This is a genomic window from Mycobacterium sp. SMC-18, from assembly GCF_045310895.1.
In the GTDB taxonomy this organism is placed as follows: Bacteria; Actinomycetota; Actinomycetes; order Mycobacteriales; family Mycobacteriaceae; genus Mycobacterium.
This window is the reverse complement of sequence record NZ_JBJIAL010000032.1, coordinates 31622-48143: the sequence shown is the minus strand read 5'-3', so window position 1 is coordinate 48143 and position 16522 is coordinate 31622. Positions and strand designations below refer to the sequence as shown.

General features: G+C 68.7%; 8 protein-coding genes and 1 pseudogene. 7 read left to right on the top strand and 2 right to left on the bottom strand.

What is annotated here, in order from left to right:
• The first annotated feature begins 156 nt into the window (after positions 1 to 156).
• Entirely contained in the window at positions 157 to 2151 is a 1995-nt protein-coding gene (locus ACJH6J_RS22510; RefSeq protein WP_406784008.1) for a DNA polymerase III subunits gamma/tau, read from the top strand.
• Here ACJH6J_RS22510 and ACJH6J_RS22505 read toward each other — a convergent pair whose 3' ends face one another.
• Positions 2152 to 3456 carry a class I SAM-dependent methyltransferase gene (locus ACJH6J_RS22505; protein ID WP_406784009.1) on the bottom strand — a complete coding sequence of 435 codons (1305 nt, stop codon included), beginning with the start codon at positions 3454 to 3456 and terminating at the stop codon, positions 2152 to 2154.
• On the bottom strand, positions 3453 to 4844 hold the full coding sequence (locus ACJH6J_RS22500; protein ID WP_346415853.1) for an FAD-binding oxidoreductase: 1392 nt from the start codon (positions 4842 to 4844) through the stop codon (positions 3453 to 3455). The genes ACJH6J_RS22505 and ACJH6J_RS22500 overlap by 4 nt, the downstream gene beginning before the upstream one ends.
• A 71-nt stretch (positions 4845 to 4915) precedes the next feature.
• Between ACJH6J_RS22500 and ACJH6J_RS22495 the strand changes: the two genes are divergently transcribed.
• The 6 genes and pseudogenes from ACJH6J_RS22495 to ACJH6J_RS22470 all read left to right on the top strand — a co-directional run bounded on the left by ACJH6J_RS22495 (position 4916) and on the right by ACJH6J_RS22470 (position 16521).
• A complete protein-coding gene (locus ACJH6J_RS22495; RefSeq protein ID WP_020101051.1) occupies positions 4916 to 5353 on the top strand; it encodes an SRPBCC family protein in 438 nt (145 codons plus the stop codon).
• A 107-nt stretch (positions 5354 to 5460) separates the two neighbouring features.
• Positions 5461 to 5793 carry a YbaB/EbfC family nucleoid-associated protein gene (locus ACJH6J_RS22490; protein ID WP_029105129.1) on the top strand — a complete coding sequence of 111 codons (333 nt, stop codon included), beginning with the start codon at positions 5461 to 5463 and terminating at the stop codon, positions 5791 to 5793.
• Between the two features lies 1 nt (position 5794).
• A complete protein-coding gene (recR, locus tag ACJH6J_RS22485) occupies positions 5795 to 6406 on the top strand; it encodes a recombination mediator RecR (RefSeq protein WP_029105128.1) in 612 nt (203 codons plus the stop codon).
• A gap of 326 nt (positions 6407 to 6732) precedes the next feature.
• Positions 6733 to 6957, top strand: a complete 225-nt coding sequence (locus ACJH6J_RS22480; protein WP_061001811.1) for an MbtH family protein — start codon at positions 6733 to 6735, stop codon at positions 6955 to 6957.
• Between the two features lie 43 nt (positions 6958 to 7000).
• Positions 7001 to 15759: pseudogene (locus ACJH6J_RS22475) on the top strand (amino acid adenylation domain-containing protein); the annotation flags it as partial.
• Positions 15760 to 15810: 51 nt separating this feature from the next.
• The gene (locus ACJH6J_RS22470; protein WP_406774033.1) at positions 15811 to 16521 is read left to right on the top strand and encodes an MBL fold metallo-hydrolase; all 711 of its coding nucleotides are present in this window, start codon (positions 15811 to 15813) and stop codon (positions 16519 to 16521) included.
• The last annotated feature ends 1 nt before the right edge of the window (position 16522 follow it).

Sequence of the window (16522 nt, the reverse complement as noted above, 5' to 3'; positions counted from 1 at the left end):
GGGTGCGTAGATGCAGGGTCAATCGAGTCGTGGTGGTCGCGTTCGCCGAGCCTGACTGCACGGCGATTTGCGGCCTGATTTTCCGCCACCACGTCAGCTTCGTGGAATGGCGAATCCACCAGAGCACGAGTCGGACCCGCTCGGTAGCCTTCTCCCGTGGCTCTTTACCGCAAGTACCGACCGGCAAGTTTCGCTGAGGTAGTCGGGCAGGAGCATGTCACCGAGCCGCTGTGCAACGCGCTGGAATCGGGCCGCATCAACCACGCCTACCTGTTCTCCGGGCCACGCGGCTGCGGCAAGACGTCGTCGGCACGCATCCTGGCCCGCTCGCTGAACTGCGAGCAGGGGCCGACGGCCAATCCGTGCGGCGAATGCCATTCGTGCGTGGCGCTGGCGCCCAACGGGCCGGGCAACATCGACGTCGTCGAACTCGACGCCGCCAGCCACGGTGGTGTCGACGACACCCGTGAACTCCGCGACCGGGCGTTCTACGCGCCGGCGCAGTCGCGGTACCGCATCTTCATCATCGACGAAGCCCACATGGTGACCAATGCCGGTTTCAACGCGCTGCTGAAGATCGTCGAGGAGCCGCCGGAGCACCTGATCTTCGTGTTCGCCACCACGGAGCCGGAGAAGGTGCTGCCGACCATCCGGTCGCGCACCCATCACTACCCGTTCCGGCTGCTGCCGCCGAAGACCATGCGCGGCCTGCTCGAGAAGATCTGCGCGCAAGAAGACGTGCAGGTCGACGATGCGGTGTACCCGCTGGTCATCCGGGCCGGTGGCGGCTCGCCGCGTGACACGTTGTCGGTGCTCGACCAGCTGCTGGCCGGGGCCGAGCAGAACCGCGTCGTGTACCAGCGGGCGCTGTCGCTGCTCGGCGCCACCGACCTCGCGCTGATCGACCGCGCCGTCGACGCGCTGGCCGCCGGCGACGGCGCCGCGCTCTTCGGAGCCGTGGAGTCGGTGATCGACGCCGGGCACGACCCACGCCGGTTCGGCACCGACCTGCTGGAGCGCTTCCGGGATCTGATTGTCCTGCAGGTGGTTCCGGACGCCGCGGCCCGCGGTGTGGTCGACGCGCCGGACGACGTCATGGAGCGCATGCGGGACCAGGCCGCGCAGATCGGCACCGCGACGCTGACCCGGTACGCCGAGGTGATGCACGCCGGGCTCGGGGAGATGCGCGGCGCGACGGCACCGCGGCTGCTGCTCGAAGTGGTGTGCGCCCGGCTGCTGCTGCCGTCGGCCAGTGACACCGAAGCCGCTCTGCTGCAACGCATCGAGCGCATCGAGACCCGGATGAACGTGTCGATCCCGGCTTCGGAGGGCGGGGCCGTTGCTGCCCCGCGTCCCGCTCCGGTGGCGGCCCCGGTCCCGGCACCGGCCGCCGAGTCGTTCGCGGAGGCCCCGAGCACTCCGCCGGCTCCGTCGGGTTCGGCAGGAAATCGGCAGTTCACGCGGAGAAGCCAAGCCCCGCAATCGGTTTCGGCACCCGAACCGGAGCCGGCGCCGCCGCCCGCACCTCCGGCGCCGCGGCCCGAGCCGCGTCCGGCGCCCGAACCGGCGCCGGTTCAACGTGAAACATCACCTGAACCCGTCGCCCCGCCGGCTGCCGCACCGGCAGCAGCGGCGCCCGTGCAGCCGGCCGCCGCGACACCAGGTGAGCCGGATGCCGCTGCGGTGCGCGCCATGTGGACGACGGTGCGTGAGAAGGTCCGCATGCGCAGCCGCTCGCTGGAAGCCATGCTCATGGAGGCGACGGTCCGCGGTATCGAGGCCGACACCCTGGTGTTGGCGCACCCGGCCCCGCCGCTGGCGAGGCGCCTCAGCGAGCAGCACAACGCCGACGTCATCCGCGAGGCGCTCAAGGATGCCCTCGGGGTGAACTGGCGGGTGCGGTGCGACGCCGGTGCGGCACCTGCGGGTGCGGCCGGGGGCCCGTCGGCCGGTTCCGCGCCCGCGGCGGCAGCCCCGCGTCCGGCGGCCCCGACGCCCGAGCAGCAGGCCGCCGTGGAGCGGGCCGAAGAAGAGGACATGCTGGCCGACGCCGCCAACGACCGCGGCACGGACGTGCCCCGCCGCGACCCCGAAGAGGTGGCGCTGGAACTGCTCAAGAGCGAGCTGGGCGCCCGCCCCATCGGGGAGTGATCAGGGCGTCCACCAGGGCCGCAGCGGCAGCCCGCCGTTGGCCCCGTGCTCGTCGAGTTTGACGGCCAGAACCTGGTGCAGCTGAACGACATTGGTCTCGAATCCCACGCGGGAACCGGCCATGTACATGCCCCAGACCTTGGCCGTGGCCAGGCCGACCTCGGCGACCGCTTCGTCCCAGTTCCGCACCAGGTTGGCGCACCAGTCGCGCAGCGTCAGGGCGTAGTGCGGGCGCAGGTTCTCCTCGTGCAGCACCTCCAGCCCGACATCCTGCGCGGTGGCGATGATGCGCCCCGAGCCGGTCAGCTCTCCGTCGGGAAAGACGTAGCGGTCGATGAACCCGCCGATGTTCCCGGCGCGGTTGTGCGGCCGGGTGATGCAGTGGTTGAGCAGCAGTCCGCCGGGGCGCAGCCGGTCGTGTAGGAACCGGAAGTAGGCCGGGTAGTTGGCGACACCGATGTGCTCGGTCAGACCGATCGAGGACACCGCGTCGAAATTTCCTTCCCGCACATCGCGGTAGTCGCCGTGCACGACGCGGGCGAGGTCGGCCAGGCCTTCGTCGGCGATGGCGCGCTGCGCCCAGCCGGCCTGCTCCGCCGACAGCGTGACACCGGTGGCCTGCACACCGTGCCGGGCGGCGTACCGGACCATGCCACCCCAGCCGCAGCCGACGTCGAGCAGCCGGTCGCCGGGCTGCAGGCGCAGCTTGTCGAACACCAGCCGGTACTTGTTCTCCTGGGCTTCCTCGAGCGTGGCGTCGGGCCGCGGGTAGCAGGCGCAGGTGTACGTCATCGACGGCCCGAGCACCCGTTCGTAGAACGCGTTGGAGACGTCGTAGTGGTGATGGATGGCCTCGGCATCCCGGATTCGGCTGTGCCGCAGTCCTTCTGCCATCCGGCGCCATCTCGGCAGCGCCTCCTGCGGGGGCGGGGCGATCGGCAGCAGGTGTTCGAATCCGATGGACCGCACGATGTTCGCCAGCACCCGGATCGGCGGACGCTTGAATTCCACCTTGTCGGCCAGCGCCTTGAGCAGTTCGTAGGGGTCGCCCGGATGCACGCCGAGCGCAGCGAGATCGCCTGCGACGTAGGCCCGGGCCAGGCCCAGATCGCCGGGTGCGGTCGCCAGATAGGTGGTGCCGCGTGGGGTGAGCAGACTCAGCCCCAGTTCGGCGTCCTCGGGGCCGGCCGAACTGCCGTCGTACGCCTCGAATTTGAGAGGCAGCCGACCACTCGAGAAGCTCTCCAGGACCTCGGCCAGCGTGAGCTTGCCGTCGGTCGTCCCTCGATCGTCAGTTGTCGTCATTGCCGTTGAACCGCCTTCGCATAGAGACCTAGTAGCCGCGATTCGGGGTCGTAAACGTCTTTGACCTTCTGGTACTCCGCGCCGCCGTAGCGCCGGTCGAATTCCTCACGCGAATAGAACGACTCGGAGTACAGGGACTTGTGGCCGCCGCATTCGTCGACCTTGTCCTCGATCAGGCGGTTCGTCTCACCGGCCACCTGTCCGGCCGGGACCGATGACCAGAACCCGACGTTGACGTAGTTGCGGTGGGGCTGGATGGGATACAGCGGCCAGCGGGTGTCATCGCGTAACCGCAAGGGACACAACCAGATCGGGGTGATGGGCACACGTGCCAGGAACCACTCGAGAAAGTCGACGACGCGCTCGACCGGCACCTCGACGTCCTGCACCACCCGCTCGCGCAACGGCTTTTCCGGGGCCAGGAGGCTGCGGCGCTCGATCCGGTCGGCGATCCGGAAGCGCTGGTCGAGGCCGACGAGCTTCCAGTAGACGCTGCTGCGCCGGTACCGGCGGGGCCACAACCGCCGGATGAGTGGGCGTTGCGCGCCGAAGGCCGCCGAACACCAGAACCAGTCGGTGTCCCAGCGCCAGAGATAGTCCTGCGTGGTGAGCCGGTCGTGCCGCTCGCCGGAGTCGTGCTGGATGGAGCGGTAGAAGATGCGCTGACCGGTGTAGTCGCTGACCGGGCCGTCGGTCCCAGTTTTCATGCCGAGGCACAGGTAGCTCTCGTCGGGCCCGAACACGACGCCGTCGAGGTAGTCCACCGGCACACCGTCGTGGCCGCCGGTGTCGAGGATGCGCTGCAGCTCGTCCACCAGATCGGCCACCCGGTGGAAACGCAGGTGCCGCAGCTTCACGAACGGGCGCACGGGCTCGAGCTCGATGCGCAACCGTACCGAATAGCCCAGCGTCCCATAGGAATTCGGGAAGGCGTAGAACAGGTCGGAGTGGGTGTGCGGTGATGCCCGGATCAGTTCCCCGGCCCCGGTGAGAATGTCGAGTTCCTGCACGGACTCGTGCGGCAGGCCGTTGCGGAACGACGTCGACTCGATGCCCAGCCCGGTGACCGCGCCCCCGAGGGTGATGGTCTTGAGCTGCGGCACGACGAGCGGCGCCAGGCCGAACGGCAGCGTCGCGGCGACCAGCGTCTCGTAGGTGCACATGCCCTGCACGTCCGCGGTGCGATTCTCGGTGTCGACGGCCAGCACGCCGTTCAGCCCCGAGACGTCGAGCCCCTTGGTCTTGGTGCGCGCACGCGCCCGGAACAGGTTCGACGTCGGTTTCGCCAGCCGCACCGTCGCCCCCCGCGGGATGGCGCGATAGCTGTCCAGCAGTCGCTGAACGGCCGCCTCGTGGGCGGCCGTCGCATCGCTCGTGACAGCAGTCACACATATACGCTAGACCGAGATCGCGGTCCTCGCGACCGCAAGGGAAGCCGTATGAACAGGAGTTTTACCTGATGGGACAGGTCAGTGCGTCCAGCACCGTGTTGATTCTCGCCGAACCGGAGAAGGTGCTGGCAGCAGTCGCCGACTACCAGACGGTGCGCCCGAAGATCCTCTCGTCGAACTACAGCGGCTACCAGGTGCTCGAAGGCGGACAGGGCGCCGGCACCGTCGCCACCTGGAAGCTGCAGGCCACCAAGAAGCGCTCGCGTGAGGTCAAGGCCACCGTCGACGTCGCAGGCAAGAGCGTCATCGAGAAGGACGCCAACTCGTCGATGGTGACCACGTGGACCGTCGCCCCGGCGGGCACCGGCTCGACCGTCACCGTCAAGACGGCGTGGCAGGGTGCCGGCGGTATCGGCGGCTTCTTCGAGAAGACCTTCGCCCCGCTGGGCCTGCGCAAGATCCAGGACGAGGTGCTCGGCAACCTGAAGAAGGTTGTCGAAGGCTAGCTCTTCGGCGCACGGAGATTCTTTTCGCGGCCAGTCGGTCGCCCGGTGATCCGTCGGGCGACTAGGCTGGCGCGCACACCCGATCATCGAAACTCGAGGGGACCGTCATGCAACCCGGTGGCCAGCCCGATATGTCCGCGCTGCTCGCTCAGGCGCAGCAGATGCAGCAGCAGCTCATGGCGGCGCAGGAGTCCCTGGCCACCTCGTCGGTGACCGGTCAGGCCGGTGGCGGTCTGGTCAAGGTCACCATGATGGGCAGCGGTGAGATCACCGCGCTCACCATCGACCCGAAGGTCGTCGATCCCGACGACATCGAGACGCTGCAGGACCTCATCGTGGGTGCCCTGGGCGACGCCTCCGAGCAGGTGACGCTGATGGCGCAGCAGCGCCTCGGCCCGCTGGCCGGCGGCATGCAGGGCATGGGCCTGCCCGGGTTCTGATGTGTTTGAAGGACCCGTACAGGATTTGATCGACGAACTCGGCAAGCTGCCGGGGATCGGGCCGAAGAGTGCCCAGCGCATCGCGTTCCACCTGCTGTCGGTGGAGCCGCCGGACATCGACCGGCTGACCGCGGTGCTGAACCGGGTGCGTGACGGCGTCAAGTTCTGTGCGGTGTGCGGCAACGTGTCCGACGACGACCGGTGCCGCATCTGCAGCGATCCGCGCCGCGATGGCTCCCTGGTGTGTGTCGTCGAGGAGCCCAAGGACGTCCAGGCGGTGGAGCGCACCCGCGAATTCCGCGGGCGCTACCACGTCCTGGGCGGCGCACTGGATCCGCTGTCCGGCGTCGGGCCGGAACAGCTGCGAATTCGCGAGCTGCTCAACAGGATTGGGCAGCGGGTCGACGGCGTGGACATCGTCGAGGTGATCATCGCGACCGACCCCAACACCGAGGGCGAGGCCACGGCGACGTACCTGGTCCGCATGCTGCGCGACATTCCGGGGCTGACGGTGACGCGCATCGCGTCGGGTCTGCCGATGGGTGGCGACCTCGAGTTCGCCGACGAGCTGACGCTGGGCCGGGCCCTGGCCGGCCGCCGCGCCATGGTTTGATTCGCGGCTCGCCGAAATCACCTCCGCTCCGGCCGCTACTCGCGCCTTTCCGTCTGAACACCTAGCGGCAACTTCAGCTAACTATCGGAAACAGCCACCTGGCGGTGTTCCCAGGGAAGTCGGTACTGTTGTCGGCATTGGGCAAAGAATGTCGCGAAAGTCGTTACGGTACCGGTGTTTTCGGACGGGTTGCTCGATCGCGCCGCGCCGGGGCGGGTTTATTGACGCCCATTTGTGGACATAGTCAGAGCATGTAGCATTCGCCCACGGGTCGAGTGAAATCGCAAAGCCCAATTATCTTGAGCGTCAATTCTTTTGGGAGCACCATGAGCACCAACCCGTTCGATGACGACAATGGATCTTTCTTCGTGCTGATCAACGACGAGGAACAGCACAGCCTCTGGCCGACATTTGCTGATGTGCCGGCGGGCTGGCGGGTGGTCTTCGGCGAGGCCGACCGCGCCTCGTGCCTGGAGTACATCGAACGGGAGTGGACGGACATCCGGCCAAAGAGTTTGCGGGACCGCCTGGCGGTGGGTCAGCAGCTCTGATCGCTCGGTAAGTCAGGGGTAGTTCGGCATTTCAGTGTTTGGGATGGATCTCGGCGATTCGTCGTTGCCTGTCACGCGTGGGCAGTTGGACATCTGGCTCGCGCAGGAAACCGGTCAACCGGCTGCGGAGTGGCAGCTCGGCATCTTCGTGAAGATTGACGGGCCGGTTGACTTCGAGGTCTTCGAGCGGTCGATCCGCCACGTCGTCGGCGAAGCCGACCCGGTCCGGGCGACGTTCTCGGAGTCCGGCGGCCAGGTGCGCCAGCGGTTGCTCGATGCCGCCGATTTCGAGGTGGCTTTCCACGATCTGACCCATGCCGACCAGCCGATGGCCGAGGCGCGCGCAATGGCCTCGGCACTGCAGCGCACCCCCATGCCGTTCGACGGCCCACTGCTGCGGTTCGCCTACTTCCGGGCCGGCGCCGACGAGTCCTACTTCTTCGCCTGCTGCCACCACATCGTCGCCGACGGCATCGGACTGGCGCTGGTCCTGCAGCGCATCGCCGCAGTCTACTCGGAATCTGTTGCGGGCGTGGCGATTCAGCCGTCCTACTTCAGTTCGCTGCGGGATCTGCTCGACTCCGAAGACGCGTACGAAGCCTCCGCGGACTACGCCGAGGACGAGGCCTACTGGACCGCGAACCTGCCGGCGCAGTCGACTCGCAACCTGCCGCCGGATGACGCCGCTGGCGCCGACGGCTCGTCGGAGCCGATCCCGCTCGCCCCCGCGCTGCTGTCCCAGGTCGAACGACTGTGTGCGGACTGGGACGTGCGCCGGTCCACGGTGCTCATCGCGGCGTGCGCACTGGTCCTACGTGGCCGGGCGGCCGAGGGCCACGAGGTCGTGCTCGACCTGCCGGTGACGCGGCGCGTGCTGCAGGTGTCGAAGACGTTGCCCGGCATGGTCGCCGGGGTGGTCCCGCTGGTGCTGCAGGTTTCCCCCGACGCCACCGTCGCCGAATTCTGCGCGCATGTGCACACCCGAACCCGAGAAGCGTTGCGCCATCAGCGATTTCCCGTCCAGGCCCTGGAGCGCAAGATTCACGGGCCGGGTGCGGACCGGATCGTGGTGGACTTCCTGCCGTCCGGATTCACCGTGCCGCTGGGCGAGGCCACCGCGGCAGCTCAGCTGATCTCCGGGCTCGGACGCGGCTCCGGCCTGGCGTTCTCGGGTACGGGCGACGAACTCTCCGTCACGACGTTCGGTACCCGGCAGCTCGACGTCGTGGAACTGGCGGACCAGCTGCACCGCGTGCTGACCGCCATGACGGCGGACCCGGCGCAGCGCCTGTCGGCGTTGCCGGTGCTCGGTGCACCGGCCGAGGACCGGCTGGCGGAGCTCGGAAACTGGGCGACGCTCGCCGCCGAAACGGCCATGCCGCTGTCGATCCCGGCACTTTTCGCCGCTCAGGTGGCTCGCGTGCCGGAGGCCGTAGCGCTCAGCGGTGACGGTCGGCCCCTTACCTACCGGGAGCTGGACCGCGCGTCGAACCGGATGGCCCAGCTTCTCGCCGACCGCGGCGCGGGGCCGGGGCGCCGCGTCGCGGTGATGCTGCCGCGTTCCGCCGAGGCCATCGTGACCATCCTGGGCGTGCTCAAGACCGGCGCGGCGTACCTGCCGATCGACCCGGCACTGCCGGCGCCCCGAATCGCCTTCATGCTCGACGATTCCACACCGTTCGCGGCCGTCACCACCACGGCCCTGGCCGACCGGTTCGACGGCTTCGACGGCGTCGTCATCGACGTGCGGGAGCTGTTCGACGGGCCCGACGACTGGCCGGCCGCGGCCGGCCCGGAGCCCGACGATGTCGCCTACGTCATCTACACCTCGGGCACGACCGGAACGCCGAAAGGCGTTGCGATCGCCCATCAGAACCTGACGCAGCTGATCGCTTCGCAGGATGCCGGCCTGCCGCCCGAGCAGGCCTGGTCGCATTGGCATTCGTACGCCTTCGATTTCTCGGTATGGGAGATTTTCTCGGCGCTGCTGCGCGGCGGCCGGCTGGTGGTGGTGCCCGAGTCGGTGTCCGCCGATCCGGCCGAGTTCCATGACTTCCTGATCGCGGAAAAAGTCACCGTTCTCACCCAAACGCCCTCTGCCATCGGGATGTTGGACATGACAGGGCTGGAGTCATGCGCGCTGGTGATGGGCGGCGAAGCGTGCCCGGCCGAGGTGGTCGAACAGTGGGCGCCCGAGCGTGTGATGGTCAACGGTTACGGCCCGACCGAGACCACGATCTACGCCGCGATCAGCGCGCCGTTGACGGCCGACGCCGGCGCGGCGCCGATCGGCGCGCCACCGCGCGGCACGGCATTGTTCGTGCTGGACGGCTGGATGCGGCCGGTGCAGCCCGGCGTGGTCGGCGAACTGTATGTGGCCGGTGCCGGGGTGGGTGTCGGGTATCTGCACCGCACCGCATTGACCGGATCACGTTTCGTGCCATGCCCGTTCGGCAGGCCCGGCGAGCGGATGTACCGCACGGGAGACCTGGTGTACTGGGGCGAGGACGGACAACTGCGGTACGTCGGACGCGCCGACGCCCAGGTCAAGATCCGTGGCTACCGCATCGAATTGGGTGAAGTCCAAACAGCTTTGGCCGCAGTCGACGGCGTCGTGCAGGCGGCGGTGATCGTCCGGGAAGACCGTCCCGGCGACAAGCGCCTCGTCGGTTACGTCACCGGCGCCGTCGATCCGGTCGAGGTGCGGGCCGCCCTCGTCGAGCGCCTGCCGGCGTACCTGGTTCCGGCCGCGGTCGTGGCGCTGACCGAGCTGCCGCTCACCACCAGCGGCAAGCTCGACACCCGCGGCCTGCCCGCCCCGGAGTACACGGGCGACGACTACCGCGCGCCGGACAGCCCTGTCGAAGAGATTCTGGCTGCCATCTATGCCGAGATCCTCGGCCTGGAGCCGGCGGCCGTCAGCGTCGACGACTCGTTCTTCGAGCTGGGCGGCGACAGCATTCTCGCGATGCAGGTGGCGGCGCGCGCCCGGGCCGCCGGCCTGGCATGCCGCCCGCGTGACGTGTTCGTCGAACAGACGGTGGCGCGCCTCGCACAGACGGTGACCGTGACCGACGACGCCGACGATGTCGTCGACGAGGGCATCGGATCGGTGCCGGCCACCCCGATCATCCGGTGGTTCGCCGGGATCGAAGGACCGGTCGACGAGTTCAACCAGACCCTGGTGTTGCAGGCGCCGCACGGCGCCACCGGCGACGACGCGGTGATGTTGTTGCAGGCCTTGATGAATCGGCACGCCATGCTGCGGCTGCGGGTCGGCGCCGACGGGACGCTGTCGGTACCCGAGGCCGGCTCGGTCGATGCCCGCGACTGCGTCGTCGATGTGGACGAGCTGTCTGAAGCCGCCGTGGCCGCGGCGCGGCGACGGCTGAACCCGGGTGCCGGGGTGATGGTCAGCGCCATGTGGGTCGGCCCCAGCCGGCAGCTGGTCCTGATGGTCCATCACCTCGCGGTTGACGGGGTGTCGTGGCGAATCCTGCTGGAAGACATCAACATTGCGTGGGCGCAGCATCGCGCCGGCCACCCGGTGGAGCTGACGACGACAGGCACGTCGTTCCAGCGGTGGGCCACGCTGCTCAGCGAGTATGCGCACCATCCGGACGTGCGGGCACAGGCGGCGGCCTGGCAGCGGGCGGCCTCGGTATCCGCGGCACTGCCGGCCGCGGACCCCGATGTGGACACCTACGCCACCGCGGGCCGGCTGTCGGTGACGCTCGACGCCGAGCACACCAGGGCCCTCCTCGGCGAGGTGCCGGCGGCATTCCACGCCGGCGTGCAGGACATCCTGCTGATCGGTTTCGCGCTCGCGGTCACCGAATTCCTGGGCACCGGTCGGTCGCCGTCGGCATCGACGTCGAAGGCCACGGGCGCGACGAAGGTATCGCCGACGATGTCGACCTGTCGCGGACCGTCGGCTGGTTCACCGCCAAATACCCGGTCTCGCTGGCGATGCGCCAGCTGTCCTGGTCGCAGATCACCTCGGGCGACGAGGCGCTCGGCGCAGTTGTCAAGGCGGCCAAGGAACAGCTGCGTGCACAGCCCGCGGGCCTGACCTACGGGCTGCTGCGCTACCTCGACGACGACATCGATCTCGATGGCGCCGAGCCGAGCATCGGGTTCAACTACCTTGGGCGCCTCGGCTTTCCGCAGATCGCCGGTGTCGAAGAGCTGTGGCGTCTCGGACGCGACGAACTGTCCCTGGCCGGCGCCGCGGCCCCGTTGCCGCTGTTCCACACCGTGGAACTCAACGCCGGCACCGTCGACACCGACGCCGGCCCCAGCTGCAGGCAGACTGGACCTGGGCGACCTCGGTTCTCGACGATGCCCAGCTGAACCGGTTGAGCCGGTTGTGGTTCGAGGCGCTGGCCGGTATCTGCGCACATGTCCGTTCGGGCGGCGGCGGTCTGACGCCATCGGACATCGCACCGGCGCGGCTGGGGCAGCAGCAGATCGACCAGTTGCAGCAGCAATACCCGCGTGGCCGACATCCTGCCGCTGACGCCGCTGCAGCAGGGTCTGCTGTTCCACAGCAGCACCGCGCACGAGCGGGCCGACGTCGCGGCCGAAATGTACTCGGTGCAGCTGGATTTCACGCTGACCGGCGCGCTGGACCCGCAGCGACTCCGCGATGCCGTGCAACGCACCGTCAACCGGCATCCGCACCTCGCGGCCACGTTCAGTCAGCAGTTCGACGAACCGGTGCAGGTGATCCTGGCCGAGCCGGAGATCGCTTGGCAATTCCTCGATTTCGGCGCGACGGGTGTGCTCGACGAAGACGAGATTCAGCGACTGTGCGCCGCCGAACGCGTCGCGGTCGGCGACCTCGCCGGTGAGCCGCCGTTCCGGGCCCTGCTGATCCGAATCGCCGAGGACCGGCACCGGTTTGTGCTGACCAATCACCACATCGTGCTCGACGGCTGGTCGCTGCCGATCCTGCTGCGTGAGATCTTCGCCGGCTATGCCGGGCACCGGTTGCCGCCCGCGGCGTCGTACCGGAAGTTCATCACCTGGCTCGCCGATCGCGATCTCGATGCGGCGCGCGCCGCGTGGGGTGAGGTGCTCGCGGGCTTCGATACGCCGACGCTCGTGGGCCCGCAGGACCGGCTGCAGGACCGGTTGGGGCGGGGGCAACGCGGCTTTGCGTCGTTCCAGGTTCCGGCGGAGACCACGCGCGCACTGTCAGACCTGGCCCGCTCGTGTCAGACCACCGTCAGCACCGTGCTGCAAGGCGCGTGGGCAGTGCTGCTGTCGTCCTTGACGGGCAGGCACGACGTGGCGTTCGGTACCGCGCGGTCCCGGCTCGGACAGCTCGATGTCGGCGACACCGAATCGATGGTCGGCCTGCTGATCAACACCGTGCCGGTGCGTGCCAACCTGACCGCGGGCACCACCGTCACCGGCCTGCTCGACCAGCTGCAGACCGCGCACAACGACACCCTCGACCATCAGCACCTGGCGCTGGGCGAGATTCACCGCGTGGCCGGCCATGACCAACTTTTCGACACGCTGTTCGTGTACGAGAACTATCCGGTCGAAGCGGGGATGTCCGTAGGGGTCGATGACCTGGCCATCGCCGAGTTCGCGAACCGCGAGTTCAACCACTATCCGCTGACGGTCGAGGCGTTCCCGGGTGACGAGCTCGGGCTGCACATCGAATACGACACCGAGGTGTTCACCGAAGCCGGGATCGCTTCGCTGATCGGCAGACTGCGCCGGCTGTTGGTGGCGATGACCGAGGACCCGGCGCGGAAGCTGTTGTCCATCGACCTCCTCGACGAGGCCGAGCAGGACGAATTGCGGCGTTGGTCGGGCGCCGGGGTGCAGGCGCCGATCGGACTCGGGCCCGAGCTGCTGGCCGCGGCCGTCGCGGTCGATCCCGACGCGGTCGCCGTCATCGACGGAGCGCGCAGTCTGACGTATCACGAGCTCGACGAAACCTCGAACCGGTTGGCGCGCCTGCTGATCGAGAACGGGGTGGGTCCCGAACGCGCCGTGGGTGTCGCGATGGACCGGTGCGCCGAACTGGTGGTGGCGTGGTGGGCCGTGCTCAAGGCCGGCGGCGTGTACGTGCCGGTGGACCGCACCCACCCCGTCGAACGTATTGCCACGGTGCTGGATTCGGTCGCCGCCACGTGCGTGCTGACGCGGGACGCCGACCAGGTGGGCGGTGCGGGCCCGCGTCCGGTGTTGCGGGCGGACGTGGATCTGTCCGGTTTCCGCGCCGAACCGATCACCGACGGCGAGCGCCCGGCGCCGTTGGCCGTCGACAACACCGCCTACGTCATCTTCACGTCGGGCTCGACGGGTGAGCCCAAGGGCGTGGCGGTCAGCCACGCCGGCCTGCTGGGTGCCGCTGCAGCACAACGTGACTCGTACGAGCTGACCGCCGAAGCGCGCGTGCTGATGGTCGCCGCCCCGACCTTCGACGCGTCGCTGTTCGAGATGCTGATGGCGACCGGCGCCGCGGCCGCATTGGTGGTGGCACCGCGGGACGTGTACGCCGGCGAGGCGCTCGTCGATCTGATGCAACACCACCGGGTCAGCGCGACGCTGCTGACCCCGACGGTGGTGGCGTCACTGGATCGGTCGCGGCTCGACGGGCTGACGACCCTGATCACCGGCGGTGAGGCCTGCCCCGAGGAACTCGTGCAGTCCTGGGCGCCCGGGCGCCGCATGTTCAACGCGTACGGACCCAGCGAATCCACCATCTGGGCCACCGGCACCCCGCTGACGCCGGGCCGGCCGGTGAACATCGGTAGGCCCATCGCGGGCACCCGGACCCTGGTGCTCGACGCCCAACTCAACCCCGTGCCGCCGGGCGTGACGGGCGAGCTGTACCTGGCGGGCCCCGCGGTGGCCCTCGGTTACGTGGGCCGGCCCACGCTGAGCGCCGAACGGTTCGTCGCCAATCCGCATAGTGGGCACGGTGATTCCGGCGGCCGCATCTACCGGACAGGCGACCTGGCGCGCTGGAACGCCGACGGCACGCTCGACTATCTGGGGCGGGCCGACACCCAGATCAAGCTGCGCGGCCAGCGCATCGAGCTGGGCGAGATCGAGAGCGCGCTGCTGGCCTGCCCGCAGGTCAGCCAGGCCGCCGCGACCGTGCATCACGGCACCGGTGGCGCCCAACTGGTCGGCTACATCACGTTCGAACACGCCACCGACGGCAGCCGCGACACCCAACACGACGCGGAGATCGTCGGCGAGTGGCAGGACATCTACGACGAGCTGTACGGCGCCGACGACGCGGAAGGCCAAGCGCCCGAGTTCGGTTCGGACTTCCGGGGCTGGAACAGCAGCTACACCGGCGAGCCGATTCCGCTGGCCGAGATGGAGCAGTGGCGCGCTGCCACGATCGACCGCATCATGGCGCTGCGCCCGCGGCGGGTCCTGGAGATCGGCGCCGGCTCGGGCCTGATCCTGTCCCAGATCGCCCCGCACTGCGAGCAGTACGTCGCAACCGACGTGTCATCGGCAGCGGTCGACAAGCTGGCGCGTTCGTTGCGGGAGTTGCAGATTCCGTGGCGTGACCGCGTCGAGTTCATGGCGCGGGCCGCCCACGTCACCGACGGACTGCCCCGTGGTCACTTCGACACCATCATCGTGAACTCGGTGGTGCAGTACTTCCCCAATGCGGCGTACCTGACCGAGGTCATCGACAAAGCGGTGGAGCTCCTGGCGCCAGGCGGCACCCTGTTCCTCGGCGACATCCGAAATCACAGTCTGCAGAACACCTTCCAGACCGCCATCGTGCTGGCTCGTAGCGCGGAGGCCGGTACCGACGCCGCGGTTCTCCGGCAGCGCGTCGAGCATGCCGTGCTCGGTGAGGCCGAGTTGCTGCTGGCGAAGCAGAACATGGCCGCCCTGCAGGAGGGCGCCAACGCCCTGGCCGAGGGCAGCCGCAAGATCGCCGAGGGACTGCGTGTCCTCGACGACCAGACCAAGCAACTCGGCGAAGGCCTCTCGCACGCGTCGGCATTCCTGCTGGCGATGAAACTGCACGCGTCCGAGCCGGGCGCCGCGGGCTTCTACATCTCGCCGGAAATCCTGGGCAACGACAAATTCAAGGACCTGGCCCGGGTTTGCATGTCGCCCGACGGGCATTCGGCGCGGTACCTGGTCGAGTCCAAGCTCAACCCGTACGACACCAAAGCCATGGATCAGGTCAAGGCGATCCTCGCCGCCGCGCAAGGCGCACAAGCCAATACGTCGCTGGCCGATGCCAAGATCGCGATGTCGGGCATGACGCCGTATTACGCGGAACTGCGCGACTACTTCAACAAGGACCTGCGGTACATCGTGCTGATGACCGTCATCGTGGTCTTCCTAATCCTGGTGCTGTTGCTGCGGGCAGTGGTCGCGCCGCTGTATCTCGTTGGCACCGTGATCCTCTCGTGTCTGTCATCGCTCGGCATCGGCGTCATCGTGCTGCAGATCCTCGGCGGCCAGCCGATGGCGGCGAGCACCCCGGGCATGGCATTCATCGTGCTGGTGGCAGTCGGCGCCGACTACAACATGCTGCTGATCTCCCGGATCCGCGACGAATCCCCGAACGGCATCCGCTCGGGTGTCATCCGCACCGTGCGCAGCACCGGCAGCGTGATCACCTCTGCCGGAATGATCTTCGCCGCACCCATGTTCGCCATGCTGTTCAGCAGCATCGGCTCGATGGTGCAGGGCGGCTTCATCATCGGCGTCGGCCTGCTGATCGACACCCTGATCGTCCGCACCGTCACCGTGCCGGCGCTGGCCGTGCTGGTCGGCAAGTACAACTGGTGGCCGTCGCGAGCCAAGCGGAACCCGGCGCCCGCCCTGAGCTAGCGTGGGGGCATGGCCGATCTGCTCGCGCTGACGCCCACGTTGTACCGGCTGCGGATCCCTGGCGAGCGGGCACATCTGCTCAACTGCTACCTGCGCCTCGACGCCGACGGCGTGACGCTCATCGACACCGGCTGGCCCGACAGCGCCGCGCTGATCGCCGACGCCCTCGCCGCGCTGCGGCGCCGGCCTGTCGACGTGAAACATATTGTGCTGACGCACTTTCACGAGGACCACTGCGGCGCCGCCGCCGAGATCGCCGGCTGGTCAGGTGCCGAAGTCATTGCCGGAGAGCCTGATTCGTCGTACATCACGGGTGACGACGCCGGTCCGATACCGGTGCTGACCGACGCCGAGCGAACGCTGCGGCCGGATTTCGACGCCGCACCGCACGGTCCGGCCTGCCGCGTCGACCGCACCGTGACCGACGGCGACGTCCTCGACTTCGGTGGCGGCGCCCGCGTCATCGCCGTACCGGGACACACTCCGGGCAGCATCGCGCTGTATCTCCCGGACGATGATGCCGTCCTGACCGGCGACGCCGTCGCCGAGGTGAATGGTCAAGTGGCCGTGGGTGTCTTCAACACCGACCGGCCCGCCGCGGTCCGGGCCGCCGGCATCATCGCGGCGACCGGCGCCCGCATCGCCGGGTTCGGCCACGGTGAGGCGATCGTCGGCGACGCCGCGGCCCGCATCGCCGCCGCCGTCGACCTGTTCGCCTGAG